The 19,393-nt window shown below is 60.3% G+C and carries 18 protein-coding genes and 1 tRNA gene; 4 read left to right on the top strand and 15 right to left on the bottom strand.

Annotated elements, in window-relative coordinates; translation table 11 throughout:
• Positions 1-65 precede the first annotated feature (65 nt).
• The gene (locus JF616_09160; protein ID MBW8887910.1) at positions 66-845 is read right to left on the bottom strand and encodes a hypothetical protein; all 780 of its coding nucleotides are present in this window, start codon (positions 843-845) and stop codon (positions 66-68) included.
• Positions 842-2,086 (bottom strand): beta-ketoacyl-ACP synthase II, encoded by a 1,245-nt coding sequence (gene fabF, locus JF616_09155; GenBank protein ID MBW8887909.1) that lies wholly within the window; start codon positions 2,084-2,086, stop codon positions 842-844. The genes JF616_09160 and fabF overlap by 4 nt, the downstream gene beginning before the upstream one ends.
• A gap of 115 nt (positions 2,087-2,201) precedes the next feature.
• Here fabF and orn point away from each other — a divergent pair, with 115 nt between their 5' ends.
• From orn to JF616_09140, 3 genes are all read left to right on the top strand, one after another.
• Positions 2,202-2,726: an oligoribonuclease gene (gene orn, locus JF616_09150; protein MBW8887908.1), complete on the top strand. Its 525-nt coding sequence runs from the start codon at positions 2,202-2,204 to the stop codon at positions 2,724-2,726.
• A 224-nt stretch (positions 2,727-2,950) separates the two neighbouring features.
• A complete protein-coding gene (locus tag JF616_09145; GenBank protein MBW8887907.1) occupies positions 2,951-4,336 on the top strand; it encodes a hypothetical protein in 1,386 nt (461 codons plus the stop codon).
• A gap of 41 nt (positions 4,337-4,377) precedes the next feature.
• On the top strand, positions 4,378-5,463 hold the full coding sequence (locus JF616_09140) for a patatin-like phospholipase family protein (protein MBW8887906.1): 1,086 nt from the start codon (positions 4,378-4,380) through the stop codon (positions 5,461-5,463).
• Here the strand turns inward: JF616_09140 and JF616_09135 are convergent.
• The gene (locus JF616_09135; protein MBW8887905.1) at positions 5,460-6,281 is read right to left on the bottom strand and encodes a hypothetical protein; all 822 of its coding nucleotides are present in this window, start codon (positions 6,279-6,281) and stop codon (positions 5,460-5,462) included. The genes JF616_09140 and JF616_09135 overlap by 4 nt on opposite strands.
• Positions 6,278-9,043: an Ig-like domain-containing protein gene (locus JF616_09130; protein ID MBW8887904.1), complete on the bottom strand. Its 2,766-nt coding sequence runs from the start codon at positions 9,041-9,043 to the stop codon at positions 6,278-6,280. The genes JF616_09135 and JF616_09130 overlap by 4 nt, the downstream gene beginning before the upstream one ends.
• 248 nt (positions 9,044-9,291) lie before the next feature.
• Between JF616_09130 and JF616_09125 the strand changes: the two genes are divergently transcribed.
• Positions 9,292-9,373, top strand: a tRNA-Ser gene (locus tag JF616_09125).
• A gap of 26 nt (positions 9,374-9,399) precedes the next feature.
• Here the strand turns inward: JF616_09125 and JF616_09120 are convergent.
• The 11 genes from JF616_09120 to JF616_09070 form a co-directional block, all read right to left on the bottom strand.
• Positions 9,400-9,933, bottom strand: coding sequence for a hypothetical protein (locus JF616_09120; GenBank protein ID MBW8887903.1), 534 nt, complete (start codon positions 9,931-9,933; stop codon positions 9,400-9,402).
• Complete coding sequence (locus JF616_09115; protein ID MBW8887902.1) at positions 9,927-10,484, bottom strand: DUF1080 domain-containing protein; 558 nt, start codon at positions 10,482-10,484, stop codon at positions 9,927-9,929. The genes JF616_09120 and JF616_09115 overlap by 7 nt, the downstream gene beginning before the upstream one ends.
• Before the next feature lie 84 nt (positions 10,485-10,568).
• Positions 10,569-11,297, bottom strand: a complete 729-nt coding sequence (locus tag JF616_09110; protein ID MBW8887901.1) for a ComF family protein — start codon at positions 11,295-11,297, stop codon at positions 10,569-10,571.
• Positions 11,281-12,456 carry a rod shape-determining protein RodA gene (gene rodA, locus JF616_09105; GenBank protein MBW8887900.1) on the bottom strand — a complete coding sequence of 392 codons (1,176 nt, stop codon included), beginning with the start codon at positions 12,454-12,456 and terminating at the stop codon, positions 11,281-11,283. The genes JF616_09110 and rodA overlap by 17 nt, the downstream gene beginning before the upstream one ends.
• A 19-nt stretch (positions 12,457-12,475) precedes the next feature.
• The gene (gene mrdA / locus JF616_09100; protein MBW8887899.1) at positions 12,476-14,341 is read right to left on the bottom strand and encodes a penicillin-binding protein 2; all 1,866 of its coding nucleotides are present in this window, start codon (positions 14,339-14,341) and stop codon (positions 12,476-12,478) included.
• Between the two features lie 2 nt (positions 14,342-14,343).
• Positions 14,344-14,820, bottom strand: a complete 477-nt coding sequence (gene mreD, locus JF616_09095; protein MBW8887898.1) for a rod shape-determining protein MreD — start codon at positions 14,818-14,820, stop codon at positions 14,344-14,346.
• Positions 14,820-15,644, bottom strand: coding sequence for a rod shape-determining protein MreC (locus JF616_09090; GenBank protein MBW8887897.1), 825 nt, complete (start codon positions 15,642-15,644; stop codon positions 14,820-14,822). The genes mreD and JF616_09090 overlap by 1 nt, the downstream gene beginning before the upstream one ends.
• Before the next feature lie 33 nt (positions 15,645-15,677).
• Positions 15,678-16,700 (bottom strand): rod shape-determining protein, encoded by a 1,023-nt coding sequence (locus tag JF616_09085; GenBank protein ID MBW8887896.1) that lies wholly within the window; start codon positions 16,698-16,700, stop codon positions 15,678-15,680.
• A 95-nt stretch (positions 16,701-16,795) separates the two neighbouring features.
• Positions 16,796-17,164 carry a hypothetical protein gene (locus JF616_09080; protein MBW8887895.1) on the bottom strand — a complete coding sequence of 123 codons (369 nt, stop codon included), beginning with the start codon at positions 17,162-17,164 and terminating at the stop codon, positions 16,796-16,798.
• 128 nt (positions 17,165-17,292) lie between these two features.
• Positions 17,293-18,483 (bottom strand): hypothetical protein, encoded by a 1,191-nt coding sequence (locus JF616_09075; protein MBW8887894.1) that lies wholly within the window; start codon positions 18,481-18,483, stop codon positions 17,293-17,295.
• Between the two features lie 230 nt (positions 18,484-18,713).
• The coding region (locus JF616_09070) for a TonB family protein (protein MBW8887893.1) at positions 18,714-19,393 on the bottom strand (680 nt) is incomplete at its 5' end.

The following is a 19,393-nucleotide window of genomic DNA, read 5'->3' as shown; positions in this document are numbered from 1 at the left end:
GTCCCTGAATAACGAAGCCCCGGTCGCAGGACCGGGGCTTTTCTTTTAGAGGGGGATCAGAAGCATCAATGCTGGGGAATGAAGATCCGAGGGGGAGGGAAATAAATCAGTGCCGGCGGCGCCCGATACTTCATGCGTTCATCCCGGCCTTGTAGCTTCGGGCCGTACAAAGGCGAACTTCTCACGATATGCCCGGTAGCCTGTCGCACGGACTCTTTCCACACCGACTGCGTCATCGAATCGAATGGGACAACGGATTCAAAGCGCCCGTAAGCAACGGGTTTAGCCGCCGTATAGTCCCAAATGAGGAAATCGCCAGAGAGGGCGAAATCCCCCGTAAGATCGCTCGGAAGCCTAACGGGAATTCCCGCCGTGTTGCGGTCCTTCCGCCGGATATCAATGTCGGCCAATTGCAGGCCCAAATCCGGTTTTACCGTGTCCCCCAAGGGCCGCAGGGCTTTCGGGAACCGGAAAGAGAATGGATGGGTCGAGTCCGCTCCCGGGCGGGGCGCTTCGAAACGACGCGAGGCGGCGGAGTCCCCGGCGCGGACGGGTTCCATATCGGGAAAGACATGGTCCGCCAATTCAATCATTGACTGCATGAAAAGGCCTTGGAGCGCGGCGTCTTGCGACGACTCCAGGCTTTCGTTTCCAAAGGCGGTGCGGAAATCCTGGGGATCGCCGGAATCCCGCATTGCGATCGGCAAGATGATCAAGGTCCGATCATCCAGGGAATGCGGGCCGTAATCGGGATCTTGGTGGACGGAGCGGGATTGCGGCGGGAGCGGCGCGCATGCCGCCAGCATGAGACCCGCCAAGCAAGCTACCGAGGAGGCGCGGCTCACGCGCCTTTTTCGATCACCACGCAGGAATTGTGCCCCCCGAACCCGAAACTGTTGCTGATCCCGTAGCGCGCAGTGGTCCGCGACTTCGCGTTGGGAGAGCAATCGATATCGATTTCCGGATCCTGAGTCTTCACGTTCATGGTGGGATGCACTTCGCCCGAATTCAGGGTCATCACCAAGGCGATGGCTTCCACCGCCGAAGCGCCGCCCAGCAAATGGCCGATCATGGACTTGGTCGAATGCACCTTCATGTTCTTCAGATGCGGTCCGAAAACCTTGGTCAAGGCCTTTACTTCGGCCACGTCACCCAGGGGAGTCGAAGTCGCATGGGCGTTCACCACGCCTATTTCGGACTTGGCCACGCCCGCCTCGGCCAGAGCGGCCTCGATGGCTTGCATCACGCCCTCGCCGCTTTCCAACGGGGCGGACATGTGGTAGGCGTCGCAACTGGCGCCCACGCCTTTCAATGTTCCGAGTATCTTGGCCCCGCGGGCCTCCGCATGGCCCCGGGCCTCGAGCACGAGCACGCCCGCGCCTTCGCCCAGCACGAAACCGTCCCGATCCGAATCGAAGGGGCGCGAGGCGGTGGCGGGATCATCGTTGCGCCGGGACAAGGCGCGCATGTTGGAGAAGCCGGCCAGGGAAGCCGGGCAGACCGCTTCTTCGGCGCCTCCGGCCAGCATGACGTCGGCGCGGCCCAGGCGGATTTGATCCGCCGCCGCGGACAGGGCATGGTTGGCCGTGGCGCAGGCGGAGGATACGGACCAATTGGGCCCCCGCCAACCCAGGTTCATCGCGACCATGCCGCTGGCCATATTGGTGATGGACATGGGGATGAAGAAAGGCGATACGCGCTTGGGCCCTTTGGTTTCCAGGGCGCCGGCGTTGTCGGTGAAAACCTCGATGCCGCCCATGCCCGAACCCAGGATCATGCCGGCCCTGCGGGTGTCGAGCTTGGAATCCTTCAAACCCGCGCGCTGCACGGCGGTTACCGCGGCATGCATCATGTATTGGATAAAGCGGCTGGTGCGGCCGATCTCCTTGGCGTCGAAGTAAGGGGACGCGTCGAAGGACTTGATCTCGCCGGCGAAATGGACGGGATAAGCCGTGGTGTCGAACCGCGTTATGTTCGAGATGCCGGATCGTCCGGCAAGCAGGTTGCCGAAATATTCTTCCGGCGAATGGCCCAGGCAACTGGCGATGCCCATGCCGGTAATGACGACTTCCCTTTGCTTATCCATTTTTCCTGCCCGAGATTGGCCCGGGCGCATCATTGCGTAGTCCGGAGCGGCTCAAAGATAAGAAAAGGGGCGGGAAGTGGAAAACGGGCAAGCGAAGAACCTGGTCTGGATCGATATGGAAATGACGGGCCTCGATCCGCAAAAGGACCAGATCCTGGAGATCGCCAGCCTGGTCACCGACGGGGAACTCAACATCCTCGCCGAAGGGCCCAACCTGGCCATCCGCCAGCCCGAAGAGGCGCTGGCCGCTATGGACGATTGGAACAAGACCCATCACGGGCAATCGGGCCTGCTCGATCGCGTGCGCGCCTCGCAAGAGACGGTGGCGACGGCCGAGCGGCTTACCCTTGATTTTCTCGCGCCTTGGTGCCCGCCGCGCTCCTCCCCCCTATGCGGCAATTCGGTCTGCCAAGATCGCCGCTTCATCAGCCGCCTCATGCCGGAACTGGATCGCTTCCTCCATTACCGTCTCATAGACGTAAGCACGGTTAAGGAATTGACCCTTCGCTGGTATCCTTCCCTGCCCCCCATCAAGAAAAAGGAAACCCATCTGGCCCTGGCCGATATCCGCGAGTCGGTGGAAGAATTGCGGTATTATCGTAGCCAGGTTTTCTTGCCGCCGCCCGTTTCGGCCGCCTGAAGCGCCAAGGCGCGCATGCAGGGAAGCGCCGGGGCGCTCTCGCGGGCCGGGGTGGCTTTTTTCCTATTTTTCCCGCGGGAAAAATCATACACTGATACCACCCTTTCTCGCATTCGTAAACGGGTTCCGGAGGTCGCCTGAAACTGCAACGCTACGATTTTGGCGGACGTAATTCGCGCATCATTTCGCGGTTCGGTTATGGCAATCGCCAGGCCCGCGCCTGGATGCGCGGCGCCGCTTTCGCGGCCTTGGCCCTGGCGGCCATCCTCGGGGCCAAGCGCTATGCCGGCGCCCTGTTTTCCGATCCGGCGGCCCGCGCGGCGCGGGCGGGCCAAAACGTCCACGCCAAAAATCCCCCCCCGATATCGCTGGGCGCTTTCGCCGGCGGCAAAACCCCCGAAGTCCGCGGCGGTACCGCGCCTGCCCTGGCCCCGACCATGGCGCCCGCGAATGCGCCTCCCGAATGGCTCGCGCCCATGCGCAACTATCCCCGGCCGGATACTTTCAGCTACAAGGGCGACGTGGTGGTCGCCGAGTACGATGCCGATTCGCTGCTCAACGCGCGCGTGAACCTGTATCTGGAGCGCTATAAACCCGAGACGGGCGTTATCCTCATTTCCGATCTCCGCAGCGGGCACGTATTGGCCCTGGGCGAGCGGGACGATACCATCCAATCGGGCGGACCGCGACTGGCCTTCGGCGGCGGCTTCCCCGCCGCCTCCCTGATCAAGATCCTCACGGCCACCGCCGCCCTGGAGTGCAAAGCCAAGGAAGTCACGGACAGCATCCCCCTGATCGGTCGCGCCCATACCTTGTATAAGCGACAGCTCAAATACGAAGGGTTTAAGCACGTCCCGCGCATATCCCTGGAAGAAGCCTTCTCCCGATCGGTGAACCCCGCTTTCGGGGTATTGGGCATGTCGGTGGGATCGACCCTTCTGCGCGCCACGGCCGCCCGGATGGGATTCAATCAACCCATGCAGCCCGCAGCGGTCGCCACCAGCCACATCGAAATTCCCGACACGGGATTTTCCCTCGCCGAAGCCGCCTGCGGCTTCACCGCCAAAACCACCATCTCGCCTTGGCATGCCCTCCAGATCGCCCGGGGCGCCGGGGACGACGGCCGGCTTCGCCCATGCTTATTCGTTCATCGCCTGCGCGACCTCACCAAGGCTTCCGAGATCGCCCTCGATCCCGGTCGCGGGGAATCGTTCATCTCCCCCGCCAATCTTCCCGAATTGCAAGAGCTCATGCGCGCGACGGTGCGGATCGGGACCGCGCGCAAAGGCTTCCGGCAGAACCTGAGGGCCAGCCAGATGGAAAAAGTCGAAGCGGGGGGAAAGACCGGTTCCCTGGACGGCGAGGAAATGCCGGGCCGTTTCGACTGGTTCATCGGTTACGCGAAGCTGAAGGATCAACCGGACGTTGGCCTGGCCTTTTCCATCATGCTGGTCCACCTCGATAACGCGCCCATCCACGCCAGCGCCCTCGCCGCGCTCTTGATCCGGGATTGGGTTTCGGCGCATGAAAAAGCCATGCGGGCCGCCGCCAAGGCGCATCCGCCCGTGGCGGCGGGAATCCCGGCGCCCATCCGGGCGACCGCGGGTTAGGCGGGGATAAGGCTCCGGCCCAACCTATGGCCAGGAAAAAGGTGGCATTGATCCTGAGCGGCGGAGGGGCCCGCGGCGCCTATCAGGCGGGCATCCTGAGCGCATGGCAGGACATATTCCGCCGCAACGGCCAAATCGAAATCATCGTAGGGGTCTCCGCGGGCGCGATCAACGCCGTGCGGCTGATGCAATCGGCGCCCAATTACGCTTCCGGCATCGAGGCCATCACACACCTTTGGACCACGCTCTCCCCCGACCAGATCTTCGAATCGGATCTTAAGGCGGTGGTGCGTAACCTGGTGCGCCTGGTGCGTTCTTCGCGCCACCAACGCAACCACGGGCAGGAGACCAGCCTCATCAACGCGGTCCTCAGCACCGCCCCGCTCGCCACTTTCCTGAAGAAGAATACGGACATGGGCCAAGTGCAGCAGAGATTGCGCACGCTTCCGGACCATGGGCTCGCGCTCAACTGCTTCGATTACACCGACATGAAGAACGTGACCTTCTTCCAGACGCGGGAAGCCTGCCCCTCATGGGAAAGGCCCACGGTGCGGGGCGTGCGGACCTCGCTTACCACCGAGCATATCCTAGCCTCCTGCGCGGTGCCGCTCATCTTCCCTCCCGTCGTCATCGACGGCCATTTTTACGGCGACGGATCCCTCCGCAACATGACCCCGCTCAATGCCGCCATCCGCATGGGGGCGGAACGCATCATCAACATCAGCTTGCGCGGGGATTCCTACCAGCAGCAGACCAATGCGGCCCCCACCTTGGGCCGCATCGCGGCGACCATGCTGGATTCCATGTTCTTGGACGCGGTGGACATCGATTCCCAATTCATGAACCGCATCAACCTGCTGGCCACCCAGATTCCCGAAACCAGCCGCGACGTGCGCGTCATCGATCTATGCCGGGTAGGCCCCATGCTCGACTTCAGCCTCATCGCCTCCAAGTACCGCAAGCGGTTTCCCAAGACCTTGCGTTACCTGTTCGGCGGATGGATCTCCTCCGAACTGCTCAGTTACCTTCTCTTCGACGGGGAATACTCGAAGGAGTTGATCGAGTGCGGGAAGCGCGACGGGGAATTGTTCTTGGACGTCGTGGAGGAATGGCTGTTGGGGACTTAAGGTTCGTCCGCCATGCCGGGTTCTTCTTCACCGGCGTCCGGTAGCTTCTTACCCAAGGTGGCCATGGCCCCCAAGGCCACCGAAATCGATCCGCCCCGCAGGCCCAATTGATCATGCCAGCCCAAGCTGCCCGTGGGCCGGAACGCCACGCTGATGAAAGGCCGGTTCTTGCCCTTGAAGAACCATTCCACCCCTACGATGCCGCGGCCGAAATCGACGATCCCATCGGGTTGGGAAGTGGTGAAATCCACCGTCGACCCGCCGCGGGCGGAAGTCTGCTCCCCCGTGACGGCATAGAATTCCCCGCCCAATACCAGGTTCAACTGGTTCGCGATCATGCATTGCACGGTAGCGCCGGCGTCGTAGACCAGGCCGCGCTTTTCGTTCCCGGGATTGTCCTTGTTATCGTAGTAGGTCGCGGCGCCGAACCCCACCAACCGCGTCGTCCCGGATGCGACCCTGGGCGTCGCCAACTTGAGGGACGCGCCGCCGGAAATGGAATAGTCGGTATTGAAGGAATGGGCCGAGGTATCGCTGAGCCGGCTATCGGGTAGGGCCACGTCGAATTCGGTGGCGCCGCCGAAAATGCCTGCCTGTACGAACGGCCACGGAGCGTAGTCCAGGCTCACTCCCGTGGTGTTCATCACCGAAGGGTACATCTCGTCGAACAAGTCCTGTCCGCTATGATCGAAAAAAAGGGACAGGGAAACCTGCGAGGGCCCGAACTCGGACATCGGCGCTCCCGGAGGGAAGGCCGCGGCCAGGGCGGGCAAGCATAGGACAGCGGCGGCGCGGCGGTACCACATGACTTTCATCACTTACCTTCATCCTTAACGATGGGCAGATCCACGTCCACTGTGGAGGTTACGCCGTTGGCTTCCGCCGTGATCCTTACGCGGACCAGCCGCGCCATCGATTGGACGTAGGTGATTTTCGTGGCGGCCTTGCCTGACGCGGTCGCGACCTGCCGCGGGATGCCCACGGAGGCTTCCCCGGGGAACGGGTGATTGGCCGCGCTGCCGAAGAAGTTCGACTCGTAAAGATCGCCGTTGGCGTTCCGCTTACCGGAGCATTCGCAAATGCCGTCATGGTTGGCATCGAAGAAAGGCTCGGCGGTATCCTGGATCCCGTTCCCGTTGAAGTCCACGAAATAATGCCCGCCCGTGGTATCGTTCTTCGGGACCTGAACGGTCGGTTCCGCGTTCACCGAATCCCAGACCCCGTTGTGGTTGATGTCAACGAAGGACTCGCTCGCGAGGATGATCCCGTTGCCGTCCCTATCTTCCCCTCGGGCCGGTCGGGCGGAGTTATAGGCGCTTGGCGTTTCATCCGCGTCCAGCTTGCCGTTGTTGTTGTAATCGGTCCACGGCAGGAAATAGTAGAGGGTATCCGTAAGGCTGTAATAGGGCGGATCGTTGGCCGGGATCCAGCTGATGCCCGTATAATACGCCCCGATCGGGGTGGTGCTGAAATTGACGGGGGTCCCGTCGGCCACGAGATTGCCGTTCACGTCGGTTACGACTGCGGCCGTTGGCAAGGCGAAGGTCCCATCGTTGGGATTCTCGCCCTTCAGGATGTTCACGCCCACGCTAACCCGATTGGGCGGCCCCGAAACCGTCAGGCCCACCGTATCCGAGGACGCGATGACCATAGTATCGGTCCCGCTGATGTCCAGGGCCACGGCCGCGAGTTTCACCCCCCGGTATAAGCTGATCACCCCTCCGGCCTTGAAGACGGATTGGGCTTGGCCCGATTTGGTGTAGTCCACGGGAGGCAATATGGTTTCATCGCCTCCGCCCGCGCCCTTCACCATCCGGAATCCGACCAGTACGCCGGTCATATAATTGCCCGCGCTATCGTAAGCGGTGGCGGTAAGTTGGGTCTCCCCCACCTTCACCGGGATATTATCAGGCGAAACCTGGATAGTGAGGCGGGCCACTTTCAATGCCTTCACGGCTACGGTAATGTTCCCGCTGGCCGAAAGCTTTCCGGTGGGATCCTGGGCTTCCACGTTGATAACCGCGAGACCGGAACCCCGCGGGCTCCGCAGCACGATGCTGGTTTTCCCGGTTCCATCGGTCTGGGTGAAGGGGGTCGATTTGAAATCTCCGAAGGTCGTGGTCCATTTGACCTGCGCGTTTTGGATGGCCGAATTATCTCCGCGTTTCAGGGTCGCCGTGATGGTGGCCTGATCAAGGCCATCGCCATTTATGGCGTCCTTGGAAGAGGACAACGACATGACATCGCTGGTGTAATACACCGTGTCTTCGGATTTGGATCCCAAGGCCCGGGCCACGATCACGATGGTTTGGGCCTTATCGCTGATGATGTTCGCCTTGTATTGCCCTTTGGTATCGGTGACGACCAGAAGGGAGTCCTTGCCGTCGCCATTGAACCCGTTCGTCGCGCCCTTGGCGACTATCTCCATGGAGTCGCCGGAAATGGGCACGTTACTACCATCGCGCAACTCGAAGAGGATGGTGTTCAGGTTGTTGGTCATCAATACGCGCTTGGCGGGGTTGATGACGATGTTTATGCCGTCGAAGGCCACTTCTTGCTGCGCGGTAGCGCCGGTTTTTTCCAATGTGGCGGTTACTACCACCGTCTTGTTGACGCGCTCAGAGCGTAGCACGGTAGCTGCCGTCCCCCATTCGTCCGTGGTCGCTTCGGCCCGGACCACGCCGCCGGTGGCGGTGAACCGGATCTTCTCGCCCGGAAGGGGATTGTTATTGTCGTCCTTCACCAGAACGGTCAGTTGCGTGGAATCGGTCCCGTCCGCGCGCAGGCTGGAGCGCAAGGCGGTGAAGACCATTTTACGGGGTCGATCCTGGACCGAGTCTTCCGAGGTGGCCAAGGTGTAGGTCAAGGTGCGGGATACGCCCGCCGCGGTCTTCACCTTCACGGTCAAAGTCCCCGCCCCGCCCCCATTGGTCGCCGTATAAACGCGGAAAGCCGCCTTGCCGTCGCTACCGGTCGTGTCGGTCGAAAGCGTGTCATTGGCTTTCGGATCCAAGATCGTGTAAAGCACGCTGCTGACGGTTACCACGGCATTGGCCAAAGGCTTTTCCTGGATCGAATCAAGCACGGTAAAGGAGACGGAGGTGGATTCCTTTACAGCCACCTTGTTCGGCAAGGTCTCCACGATCTTCGGGGCTACCGGCTTCTCGGTCACCAGCACGGTAATCGATTTGGTGCGGACCTTGGTACCCGATGTCACCCGCACGTTCACGGTCCCGGTGCCGGTAGCGGTCGAAACGATGCGGAAAGAAAATTTGCCGTCATCGGGCAGGGAATCGGAGCTGAACGTCCTCGCCGACGAGGACGCGAGGATGATGAACTGGGTGCTGGTTATATTGAGCCGGGCCCCTTTGAGCGGGTTCCCCGTGGCGGAGTCGGTGAAGGCCATTTCCACCGTAGCCGTATCGGACGGCAGCACGCTGGTCGGGGCCGTAGTCACTTCGATCTTGGCGACGAAGCCCGATTCCGGCGGCGTGGTATTCGTGGTTACTGCATCCAGGGACTTGCCTGGCTCGCAATCCATAAGGGTCAAGGCCGTGAGCAAAGCGGCGGGGACGGCCATGAAATTCCGTATGCGGGGAAAACGAAGCATCGCGCAACTCCTTCCGGAATCCGGAGGGCCGGTTTCCGACCCGACCATTATATCCCAAACGAATCGGGCGTTTCCGCAAAAAGATGGAAACGGATAAGCGCAGGACTCGAGGCTTACTGAATGCCGCGCGGTCCCGGCCAATCATGGAGTATTGCGATGCGGAAATATGCGGGGCGGCGTTGCGCCGCCTTTGGGCTTATGCTAGTTTTAGCGACTCCGGAGGGTTAGGCTAACTGGTAAGTCAGCGGTCTTGAAAACCGCCGCCCGCAAGGCTTGGGGGTTCGAATCCCTCACCCTCCGCCCCCTTTATCCGGCCGGTACGGTCCTCACAACTTGGCGTATACGGCTTGGGCCGTTCCGCCCCGCGTTTGCACGCGCATGTTGTAAAGGCCCGGACGCAGGGCCCCGATGTCCATGGAGGTACGGCCCGCGCCGCGCCATGAGGAAACCTGGACGCCCTTCACGTCGAAGGCATCCACTTGGAGGATTTCGGCGGTGGCCTGGATAAGATTCCCATGCAAGGTGAAGATGTCGCCGGCCTTGGATTGCAATGAGGCGAGGTTGGTTACCCCGGAGCATGCCTGCGCATCGTTCTTCACGAAATAGGCGCGGTAAGCGGTGTCCCCCTTGGTCATGCAGCCGACCAGATTCAGGACCTCGATCTTGGCGAACTCGGTGCTGGTCCCTTCCATCTGGATGGAGATGTATCCTGAACCGAGCGCCGTGGTAGTGCCCGTGCTGCTGGTAGAACTCACCTGGCCTTTCCGCGGGCTGGTATAGTACATCACCGAATCCCATGGGTCCGATTCCTTATTGCGGTTCCAAATGGTTACGGATGTCGAATCGAGGACTTTCACCATGGTGAATTCCCAGATGTCCTTGCCCGGCCAATCGGCGTTGGTCGAGTTGGCGCCCTTGGCCGTCGTGGTAACGGAATCGTAGCCCAGCCTTGGCTCCAGTACCCCAGCAACTGGGTTTCTAGGGATTGGGGGTAGTCTTGACCTTGCGTCATGGAGGCGGCGGATTGGCAATGCAGCATCAAGCCGTTGTTCTGGATGGTCCACGTGCCGCTCGCGCTCGCGAAAGATTGCTTGGTCGGAAAATGGTACTGCACCCGCGCGATGTAATCCGAATACAGCGTCTTGTAGAAAAGGTGGCCGTAGCCGTAGCTACCGCTGTTATAGGTCACCGTATCGGTGACGAGGAGCCTGGGCTGTCCATCGGAAGTCTCGGCATAGCTGAAGGAGTTATATGGATTCTCCCCCACGGCGCGCCCCTGGATCTTCGCGGTCCAATCGCTGAGCTTGGTATCCCCCTTCCTCAGCATCTGCACCCAGTTCGAATCGTTCGGACCGGCGAAAACCGCCGTCATCGCGGTCGTCATGAATAACGCGGAAACCAATCCCCTCATAATAACCCCTCGGAATGTATTCGGAACCCGTATGCAAATATAGCGTCAGGAAGGGATTTGCGCCGGATCCTGCGCAGGATCGGGCTAGGCTGCGTACGCCGCCGCCGCCTCTAACTCTCGGACGAAGTCTTCTTCCGGGGATCCTGGTTCCACTTTCGCCAAGGCGAATACCGCCACCTCGGCCGCCCCGGCCCGCAAAAGCGCGGCGGCGCAGGCCTCCGAAGTGGCCCCCGTCGTGAACACGTCATCGATAAGGAGGATACGCTTGCCTTTGAGGCTCCCATCCGGGCAGGCAAAGGCGCCTTCGAGGTTACGGCCACGCTCCCCTTTGGACAGGCGCGTCTGCGATCGCGTGGAACGTTTGCGGACCAAGGCGCGGGGCCAGACCGGACGCCCCCAAAGTTCCCCCAAATGCCCCGCGATGACTTCGGCTTGGTTGTAGCCGCGTTCACGGCGGCGGCCCCGGTGAACGGGCACGGGAACCAGGGCATCGAAACCCGCGGCCCAGGCGGCCAGTCCGGGTCGGCGGCGGGCGCACGCGCATAAGTACGCGGCATATCGCCGCCGATGATGATACTTGAATCCATGGATCAAAACGGACAACGCCGGCGATAGGACGAACAAGAAGCGGCTGTCGCGGATCCGGTAGGCTTCCGGCTTTTCCGCCAGCCAAGGTTTCAGGGAACGATGGCAATCGCGGCAGAGGGGCAGGCCCAGCCACCGGTCATTCCGGCAATGGACGCACTCCGGGGGCATCCAAAGGGCCGAAAGGAAGGCCCCGATACGCCGCGCGCGATTAGAGATTGTGCCCATGGGCCCGGAGATTGATGAGCAGCCCGATCATCATCAGGCAGGAAATCAGGAAGGATCCGCCATAGGACATGAAGGGCAAAGGCAAACCGGTTACCGGCATCATGCCGATGGTCATGGACACGTTCACGATGATATGGAAGCCGAGGATGCCGGCCACGCCGGCTCCCACCAGGCTTACGAACCGGTTGCGGATATCCATCCCCGTCCTCAGGATCCGGTGCAAGAGATAAAGGTAAAGGGCCAGCAAGGCGATGCAGCCGAGGAAGCCGAATTGCTCCGCCCACACCGAGAAGATGAAATCGGTATGCTCCTCGGGCAGGAAGCTCAGGTTCGTCTGCGTCCCGTTGAGATAACCCTTCCCCACCAATTGCCCCGATCCGATGGCCACCTTGGATTGCAGCACCTGATAACCCGCCCCCAAGGGATCGCGCTGGGGATTGATGAAGGTCATGATGCGATCGCGCTGATGCTCGTAGAGCACCTTGTTCCACACGAAGATGGCCCCGAACCCCGCGATGATATTGATAAGCAGGATAAGGGCCCCGATCTTGAGATTGATGCGCGAAAGCGCCACGATCAGGATCAAGACGATGAACAGGCCGGCCCACGCCAGATTGTGGAATGACAACGCCACGGACAGCACCGGCGAAGCCAATAGGAAGATCTCCCGCATAGCGAGCCCGGACCAATATGCCATCACCCCCGTCATGGCCACGAAGGAAAGGGCCGTGCTGAGATTGGGCTCATTCAGGACCAGGATGAACGGGAAGAAGAACAGGGCCGCCGGCGCGATGAGGGTCTTAGGTCGGGCGATTTGGATGGGTTGGAAGGACAACAATCGCGCCATCGCCAGCAATAGAGCGACCTTGGTCAACTCCGAGGGCTGCAGGTTGAAGCCTCCCGGCAGGGCGATCCAACGCTCCACGGAATTGGCCTTGAAGATGATGATGTACAGCAACGGGAAGAGGGAAACGATCCAGGCGGGATAGGCCATGGCGTAGAACACCTTCGGCGGCACGAGGAAAATGGCGCCGATGGCGATGACGCCCAGGACCACGTAAAGGCATTGCTTGAGCCATTTCTGGCCGGGTTGATCCCACGAGGCTGAATAGACCGCCGAGAGGCCGATCAACATGATCAGACCCAAGGTCACCAGCATCGGGATGTCGAAGGACTTGCTACGTTCCGGCCATTTTCCGCTTGAAATATTCGCGGAAAATCGCCCCAGCGATGGGTGCGGCAATTGAACCTCCATGGCCAACGTTTTCCAGAACCACCGCGATGGCGATTTCGGGCTGATACAAGGGCGCGGCGCCGATGAACAAGGCATGGGTTTTTTCGCCGTGGGGATTCTCCGCCGATCCGGTTTTGCCTCCCACGATAACGTCCGGCAGCCTTGCCCGCCCGCCCGTGCCCCTGGGGTTGTTCACAACCGCCTCCATCGCCTTCAGGACGATCTCATGTTGCTCCGGGGTCAAATCCAATTGCTGGATAACCTGGGGCTGGAACGTCTGCACAGTCTTGCCGGCGCGATCCCGTACTTCCTTGACGAGATGCGGCCGGTATACCACCTTGCCGTTGGCGAGCCCGGCGCAATAATTCGCGAGCTGCAAAGGCGTGGCGATCTGTCCCTGGCCGATGGAGAGGTTCAGCACCAGGCCGCGCGACCAGGTCCATCCGCGTTTGCCGAACCGGTGCATATAGCTCGCCGAATCCACCAGCATTCCGGAACGCTCGTCGTCCAGATCGATCCCGGTGGTCGCCCCCAAGCCGAATTCCCGGGCCACCCGGTTGATGATGTCCATCCCGATCTCGAGGCCCACCTGGTAGTAGTACACGTCGCACGATTGCATGAAGGCATCGACCATCCCCAAAGAGCCATGGCCTTTCGGATCCCAGCAACGCCACGTGCGGTTGCCGAACCGGTAGCCGCCGGTGCATCCCTTGGGCATATGTTCCGTGGGGGTGATTTTCCCCGATTGCAAGGCGGCCACGTTCATGAGCGCCTTCCAGGTCGAACCAGGTTCGTACCCGCCTACGGTGGCGCGATTGTTCAACGGCATGGCGGGATCCAGGGCCAGCTTGGCCCACTCCTTGGACCGCTTCTCCCGCGAAAGGGAGAAGATGTTGCCGTCCATGCGCGGGCTGGAGGCCATCGCCAGCACCTCCCCGTTGCGCGGATCGATGGCGACCACCGCCCCCCGCAGGGTATCCGCCATCAGGGATTCGGCCAAGCATTGCAAGCGCATGTCGAGGGTGGTAACCAGGTTGTAGCCGGCCACGGGCTGCACCTGGGGCATTTCCTTGATGACCTCCATCTCCTTGCCGAAGGCGTTGACCTTGATGTACCGCACGCCGTCCCGGCCCCGGAAATAAGGCTCGTAGGTTTTCTCCAGTCCTTTGCGCCCGATGCGGTCGCCTTTCTGGTACGGAATGCTGTCCCCGGTGCGCTCCCGGCGATCGGAGAAGGCTTCCAGCTCGTCCTCCTTGATCTCGTCCATATAGCCGAGCACGTGGGCGGCGTTATAACCGAAGGGATAGGATCGCCGCGAATCCATGACGGTCACCACTCCCGGCAGATCAAGCTGATGTTCTTCCACCATGGCCACCACTTCCGGGGAGGCGTCTTCCAGGATTACCAGGGGTTGGAACTTCTTCCAACGGCCGCGTTCCAGGCTCCAGGTCACCAGGGCCGAATCGAAAAGCCGGTTGCCGGAACTGTCCTGGAAACGCATCAGGTTGGCGAAGACCTGCTTCGGCTCCTTCAACTGCGTAGGCAGTATGGCCACCTGGTACGACGGCCGGTTGCGGGCGATCAAGGCGCCGTTCCGATCGTACATGAGACCGCGGGTGGCGTGCACGATTTGCAAGCGCATGCTGTTCTGCTCGGAAAGCTTCTGGTGGTAGCTTCCTTTGATGATCTGCAAGTAGAAAAGGCGCCCGGACAAGCCCAGCAGCATGCACCCGAAGATGATCAGGATGTTGCGGCTGATTTGCTTGCGGTAGAAAGGATCGTCCAGCCGGGCCGCGTTATCGTTGCGCATGGTCAGGCTTCGGCCCGGGAAGGCGCGATGATGAAATAGAACACGAGGGAACCGAGGAGCAAGGTGTAAATCCCGGAGGGTACGGTGCGCGTCAACAAGGCGTTCCAAAAGGCGGCTCCATGGAAGCCGGCAGCCAAGGAATATACCAGGTCGTGCACGAGGAAAGCGACGCCGAGGAAAAGCACTTTGGTAGCCGGCATTACCTTGATCACCTTTTCATCCAGGAGCCCGGTGCCGTATCCGACCAGGCATTTGGCCAGGGCATTGGCGCCCAAGGCATCAATGGCATACACGTCCTGGACCAAACCGATGGCCAATCCGCTGAAAAGGCCCACCAGGGAACCGTAACGCATGGAAACCGCCACCAGCACCACCATCACCAGGTCCGGCTTGATGGAGCCGATGGAGATGAGCTGGATCAAGGTCTGCTGCAAGATCAAACCGAGTACCAGAAAGCTGAGGCTTTTCAGGAAGTTCATTATTCCTTCCCCAAGGTCCAGGAATCCGGCCGGATAAGGACGAAAACCTCTTCCACTCGATGGGGATTCTGGAACGGCTTGACTTCCATCCCCTTAAGGATATCCGCACCTTCGCTGGCGTCCTGATGTTCCCCCGCCACTACGCCCACCAGCAGGCCTTTCGGGAAGACCCCGCCCATTCCCGAGGTCACCACGGTATCGCCAGCGCCAATGTCGCCATCGACGGGGAACCGGGCGACCAGCTTCCCGCCGGGCCAGGCTTCCAACATGCCCTTGACCCGGGTGCGATTGCAAAGCACGGAGACTTTACAGCTCGGATCGGTGAGGCCCTGCACCAGACAATGGCTGTGGTAACACTTGGCGGTCTTTCCCACTATTCCAGAAGCGGTTATCACCGGCATGTTCGCGTCTACCGAATCCTCTTTGCCGAGGTTGATGACCCAGTTGTTGGAAAAGCGTCCCGGATCTTCGGCGGAGATCTGGGCCATCTTCAGTTTCAACCTGCTGCGCGCCCCGAAAGCCTCCATCTCCTGGACGCGCGGCAACTCCCTGATGGCCTGCACCAGGTAATCGTTCTCCAGGCGTAAGGCGGCATTCTGGTGCTTCAACTCTTCGTTTTCCCTGTAAATCATGACCGTTCGGGTCGTCTTGGAAAGTATGTATTGAGCGGGATATAAGAACGTGCTGATCATCACGTCATGGAACGTTTCGCGCTCGGGGTGCTTCAGCGAGATAAGGACCGCGCAGAAGATGACGCAAAGGATGAGGGATACGATGCCCTTCCCGAAGGTGAAGAGCCTCAAGAACCAGTCGAAAATGCTCACAGGGAAGGGGTCCGGTGGTAAGGCGGGGTCGGGTTAGCGGCTCGCCTCCATCAAAACCTTATAATACTTGTCCATGTCCTCGAGGATGCGCGCCGTGCCCTTGCACACGCACACCAGAGGGTCGTCGATCACGTTCACCGGCAGATTGGTTTCCTGGCGCAGCAGTTCGTCCAGGCCGCGGAGCTGGGATCCGCCTCCGGTCATGACGATTCCCTTCTCCAGGATATCCGCGGAAAGCTCGGGCGGAGTCTGCTCCAAGGCCCGTTTGACGGCCTCCACGATGGCGTTCACGGGCTCGGCCAGGGCCTCGCGGATTTCCGCCGAGGTGATCTTGAGGGTATGCGGGATGCCGGCCATGAGGTCGCGGCCGCGTACTTCCATCTCCAGTTCGTGGTCGAGCGGGTAAGCCGATCCGATCTGCATCTTGATCTTCTCGGCGGTGCCTTCTCCCACCAGGAGGTTATAGTTCTTCTTCAGGTAGTTGATGATGGCCTCGTCCATCTCGTCGCCGCCCACGCGCACCGAGGCGTCGCAGACGATGCCGTACAGCGCGATCACGGCGATTTCCGAGGTGCCGCCGCCGATATCGATGATCATGTTGCCGGAGGGATCTTCAACGGGAATGCCCATGCCGATGGCCGCCGCCATGGGCTCGGCTACCAGGTAGACTTCGCGGGCGCCCGCCTTTTGCGCCGATTCGAGGACCGCGCGCTTTTCCACTTCGGTGATCCCTGAAGGCACGCCCACCACGATGCGGGGGCGCAAGAAGAAGAGCGGGTACTTCTGCGCGATCTGGATGAGGCGGGTGAGCAGGCTTTCCACCATCTGGAAATCGGCGATCACGCCGTCCTTCATGGGGCGGACCGCGATGATCTCGCCGGGAGTGCGGCCCAGCATTCGCTTGGCTTCCGAACCGATGGCCAAAACCTTGTTGGTGCGCCGCTCTACGGCGACTACGGAGGGTTCATTGATGACGATTCCGCGCCCGCTGACGTGGACGAGGGTATTCGCGGTTCCCAAATCGATACCGATGTCACTGGAAAGGAAGCCGAACAAAGGGGATATCCCTCCTGGAAGTGGCCTCTCTCAAGGCCCGGGGACGATGACCAAAGCAGAACCAAAAGATTCCTGGTTCCACACAATTCTAAAAACTATTCCCCCTGGATGCCAGAAAATTGTGAAGGGAAATGGACGAGCTTCACCTCGTACCGATCCCACATCCCGGCCGTCCTCTGGTAACGGTACTTCCGCATCTGGCATAAGTCGAGGGAAGGATCGAGGTAGAAGAAATACATCGTCGCCATGGCTTGGAAGACGATTGCCGTGTCCCCATGGAATTCCTGATAGGAATCGATCTTGAAAAAGGGGCGCGCTAATTTGGCCGCCCGCGCTTGAGACGGAATCTCGGAAACGATGTCCTGCAAGTCGGCCGCGCCGATCTTCTCCAACTTCTTCTGCATGGTTTCCGTGGAAGATCCGCAGCCGCAGCAGAGCATCAGGGTACTGCATGCCAAAGCCAATATGGCTAGTCTCCGGCAAGCGATCCGTCGGGCAGGAAGCATCGCCGGCAATGTACTAAAGGGAGCAGCTAAAAGCATCGTCGCGGCCATCCCGTCACGGCCCTTGCCAGACGGGGACCCCGCTCCGCCTAGAAGGAGTAGGTGGCGGAGATACGATTGATCAGGTGATGCATCGGGCCCGAGAACAGGTTGCCGAAGGTGTACGGCAAGTCTTCGGCCAAAGTCGCATCAACCTTGAGCTTTTCCTCGATATTGATGCCGACGCCGAAACCGACCGCATCGTTGATGCTTCCGTCGTTGGTGGGATTCGTGTAGATGTAGTTGAAGGTTTCGAGCGGATTGCCGCCGTTGCTGGTCTGGTTACGGTAAGTGATTTCCTTCTGGCCACCGACCCGAAGAACCAACCAATCCCACCAGACGTTCCTTTCGATGCCGAAAGACACCAACCCCCCGCGCATGGTCTGGTCCGTGTTTCGGTTGCTGCTGTAATCATACCGCACCGTGCCATCCGCGTTCTGGACCATGCCTGTCTTGGAGTCCTCGTCGAAAATCCCCTGCGCCCCAAGCCAGAAGAATCCGCGATCCAAGGAGACGTTCACACCTAAGCCGAAGTGCACCTTCATTAGCTCGCGGCCAGGGGCTTCGAGCATGCTATAGTTGAAAATCGGCACGAGCTCGCCGTTAATGATCTCCAGCGTAGAGAATGCGCGGCCGCGAACGAAATAGGAATATTCCGGATCAATCTGCTTCGGCCCGTAGCTGATCACCGATCCGCCTATGGATAATTCCCCATCGACATTGCGGGCTACCGGCCAATTCAGGCCCAGATCCCCGCGCAGCACGTAGACATTGATGTCGTTGTTCGGCGAACCCTGGACCCGTCCATTCCGGAGATCCGCGCCTTCCTGCATGGCAACGTAAACATGGGAACCCAGCATACCGCCATTGGACATGGTCATGCCCAGGAAACCATCGAAGTTAGTCGCCGGCTCGGGCACGGGTACGGACTTGGTGCCATCCCAAACGCTGTCCGGCAAGAGTTGCAGCAGGTCCTCGTCCCGGCGGTTGAAAGCGCCGCCCAGGCTGATCTGCGGATAAAGGTTCCCCGATTCCTTGCTCTTGGAAAGGGAGTACGAAAAGATGCCGCCGAACCATGAATTGGAGGGATCGATGTTGCGACGCACGTTTGCGGAGGTATCCCCCGGACCTTGGCGGTACACACCCAATTCCCCGATCAGGAAATTCGGGAAAATGTTCATATTGGCAGGGTTGTCGAAAATGCTGATATCATCCATGAAGAAATCGGCCCTTTTACCCATTGATTCCACTCGGGAATAGGTCGCCCAAGAAGATTGGATGCTCCCGAATACGAGAAGTCCAACCGCTGTGAGCGGGAGCCGGGTCTGGGTCATGGGATTTCCTCCTGCGCGCATGCGCCGTTTCCGCAAAATTCTACATAAATGCCGGATCGCTTTCAATCAGAAGCAGAAAAAATAAAGCCGGCGCCCTGGAATGGGCGCCGGCTTATGGGAAACGAATCGTTTGACTGTTATTCGCTGAAGGTGAAGGGGACCGTCACTACGTCGTTGCTCTTGCCCTTCACGGGCTCGAACTTCCACGTACGGACCTTATCCCGGACTTCCTGATCGAACTCCGATACGCCCGTCGTAGTGCCGACAATGGTCAGCTCCACGATGGAACCGCTCGGGGCGATCGCGAACTTCAGGGTGATTTTCCCCTTGAAGCCGGGATTCGTCTTCAGGTATTTGTTGTACGTATGACGTAAACCGGGAGTATGCTGCCGGATCACGCGGAGAATGGACTCCGTGGACCGCTGGCCGCTTTCCTGGCCCATGTCGATATCGGAAGCCGAAGGAGCCTTCAGCCCGAGACCGCCCTTGGCCTTGACGCCGAGGGGACCCGCATCGCCGCCCCAAAGGCCGCCGAGCAAGTCGTCCACGCCGCCGGAACCGCCAACCGCATAACCTTCATTCCATGCGCCATCGACCTTACCGCGGCGGCCGCCCAGGCGGGTTTGCCCCGTCTTAGTCAAACCGGCCACGTTATTGATCACCTTATCCAGGTCCTTGGCGAACTTCTGGTTCATGAGGTCATAGCTCGACAGCGAAGAAGAGGTCGACCGGGAAGAGATAAGCTTCAGGGCCGCCTGGGCTACCGGGGCATTAGGATTGCCCTTTCCATGCGGCTTGCCTCCTCCACCCGCCTTCT

The sequence above is a fragment of the Fibrobacterota bacterium genome, assembly GCA_019509785.1.
Taxonomy (GTDB): Bacteria; Fibrobacterota; Fibrobacteria; order UBA11236; family UBA11236; genus Chersky-265.
This window is presented reverse-complemented; position numbering and strand designations above follow the sequence as displayed.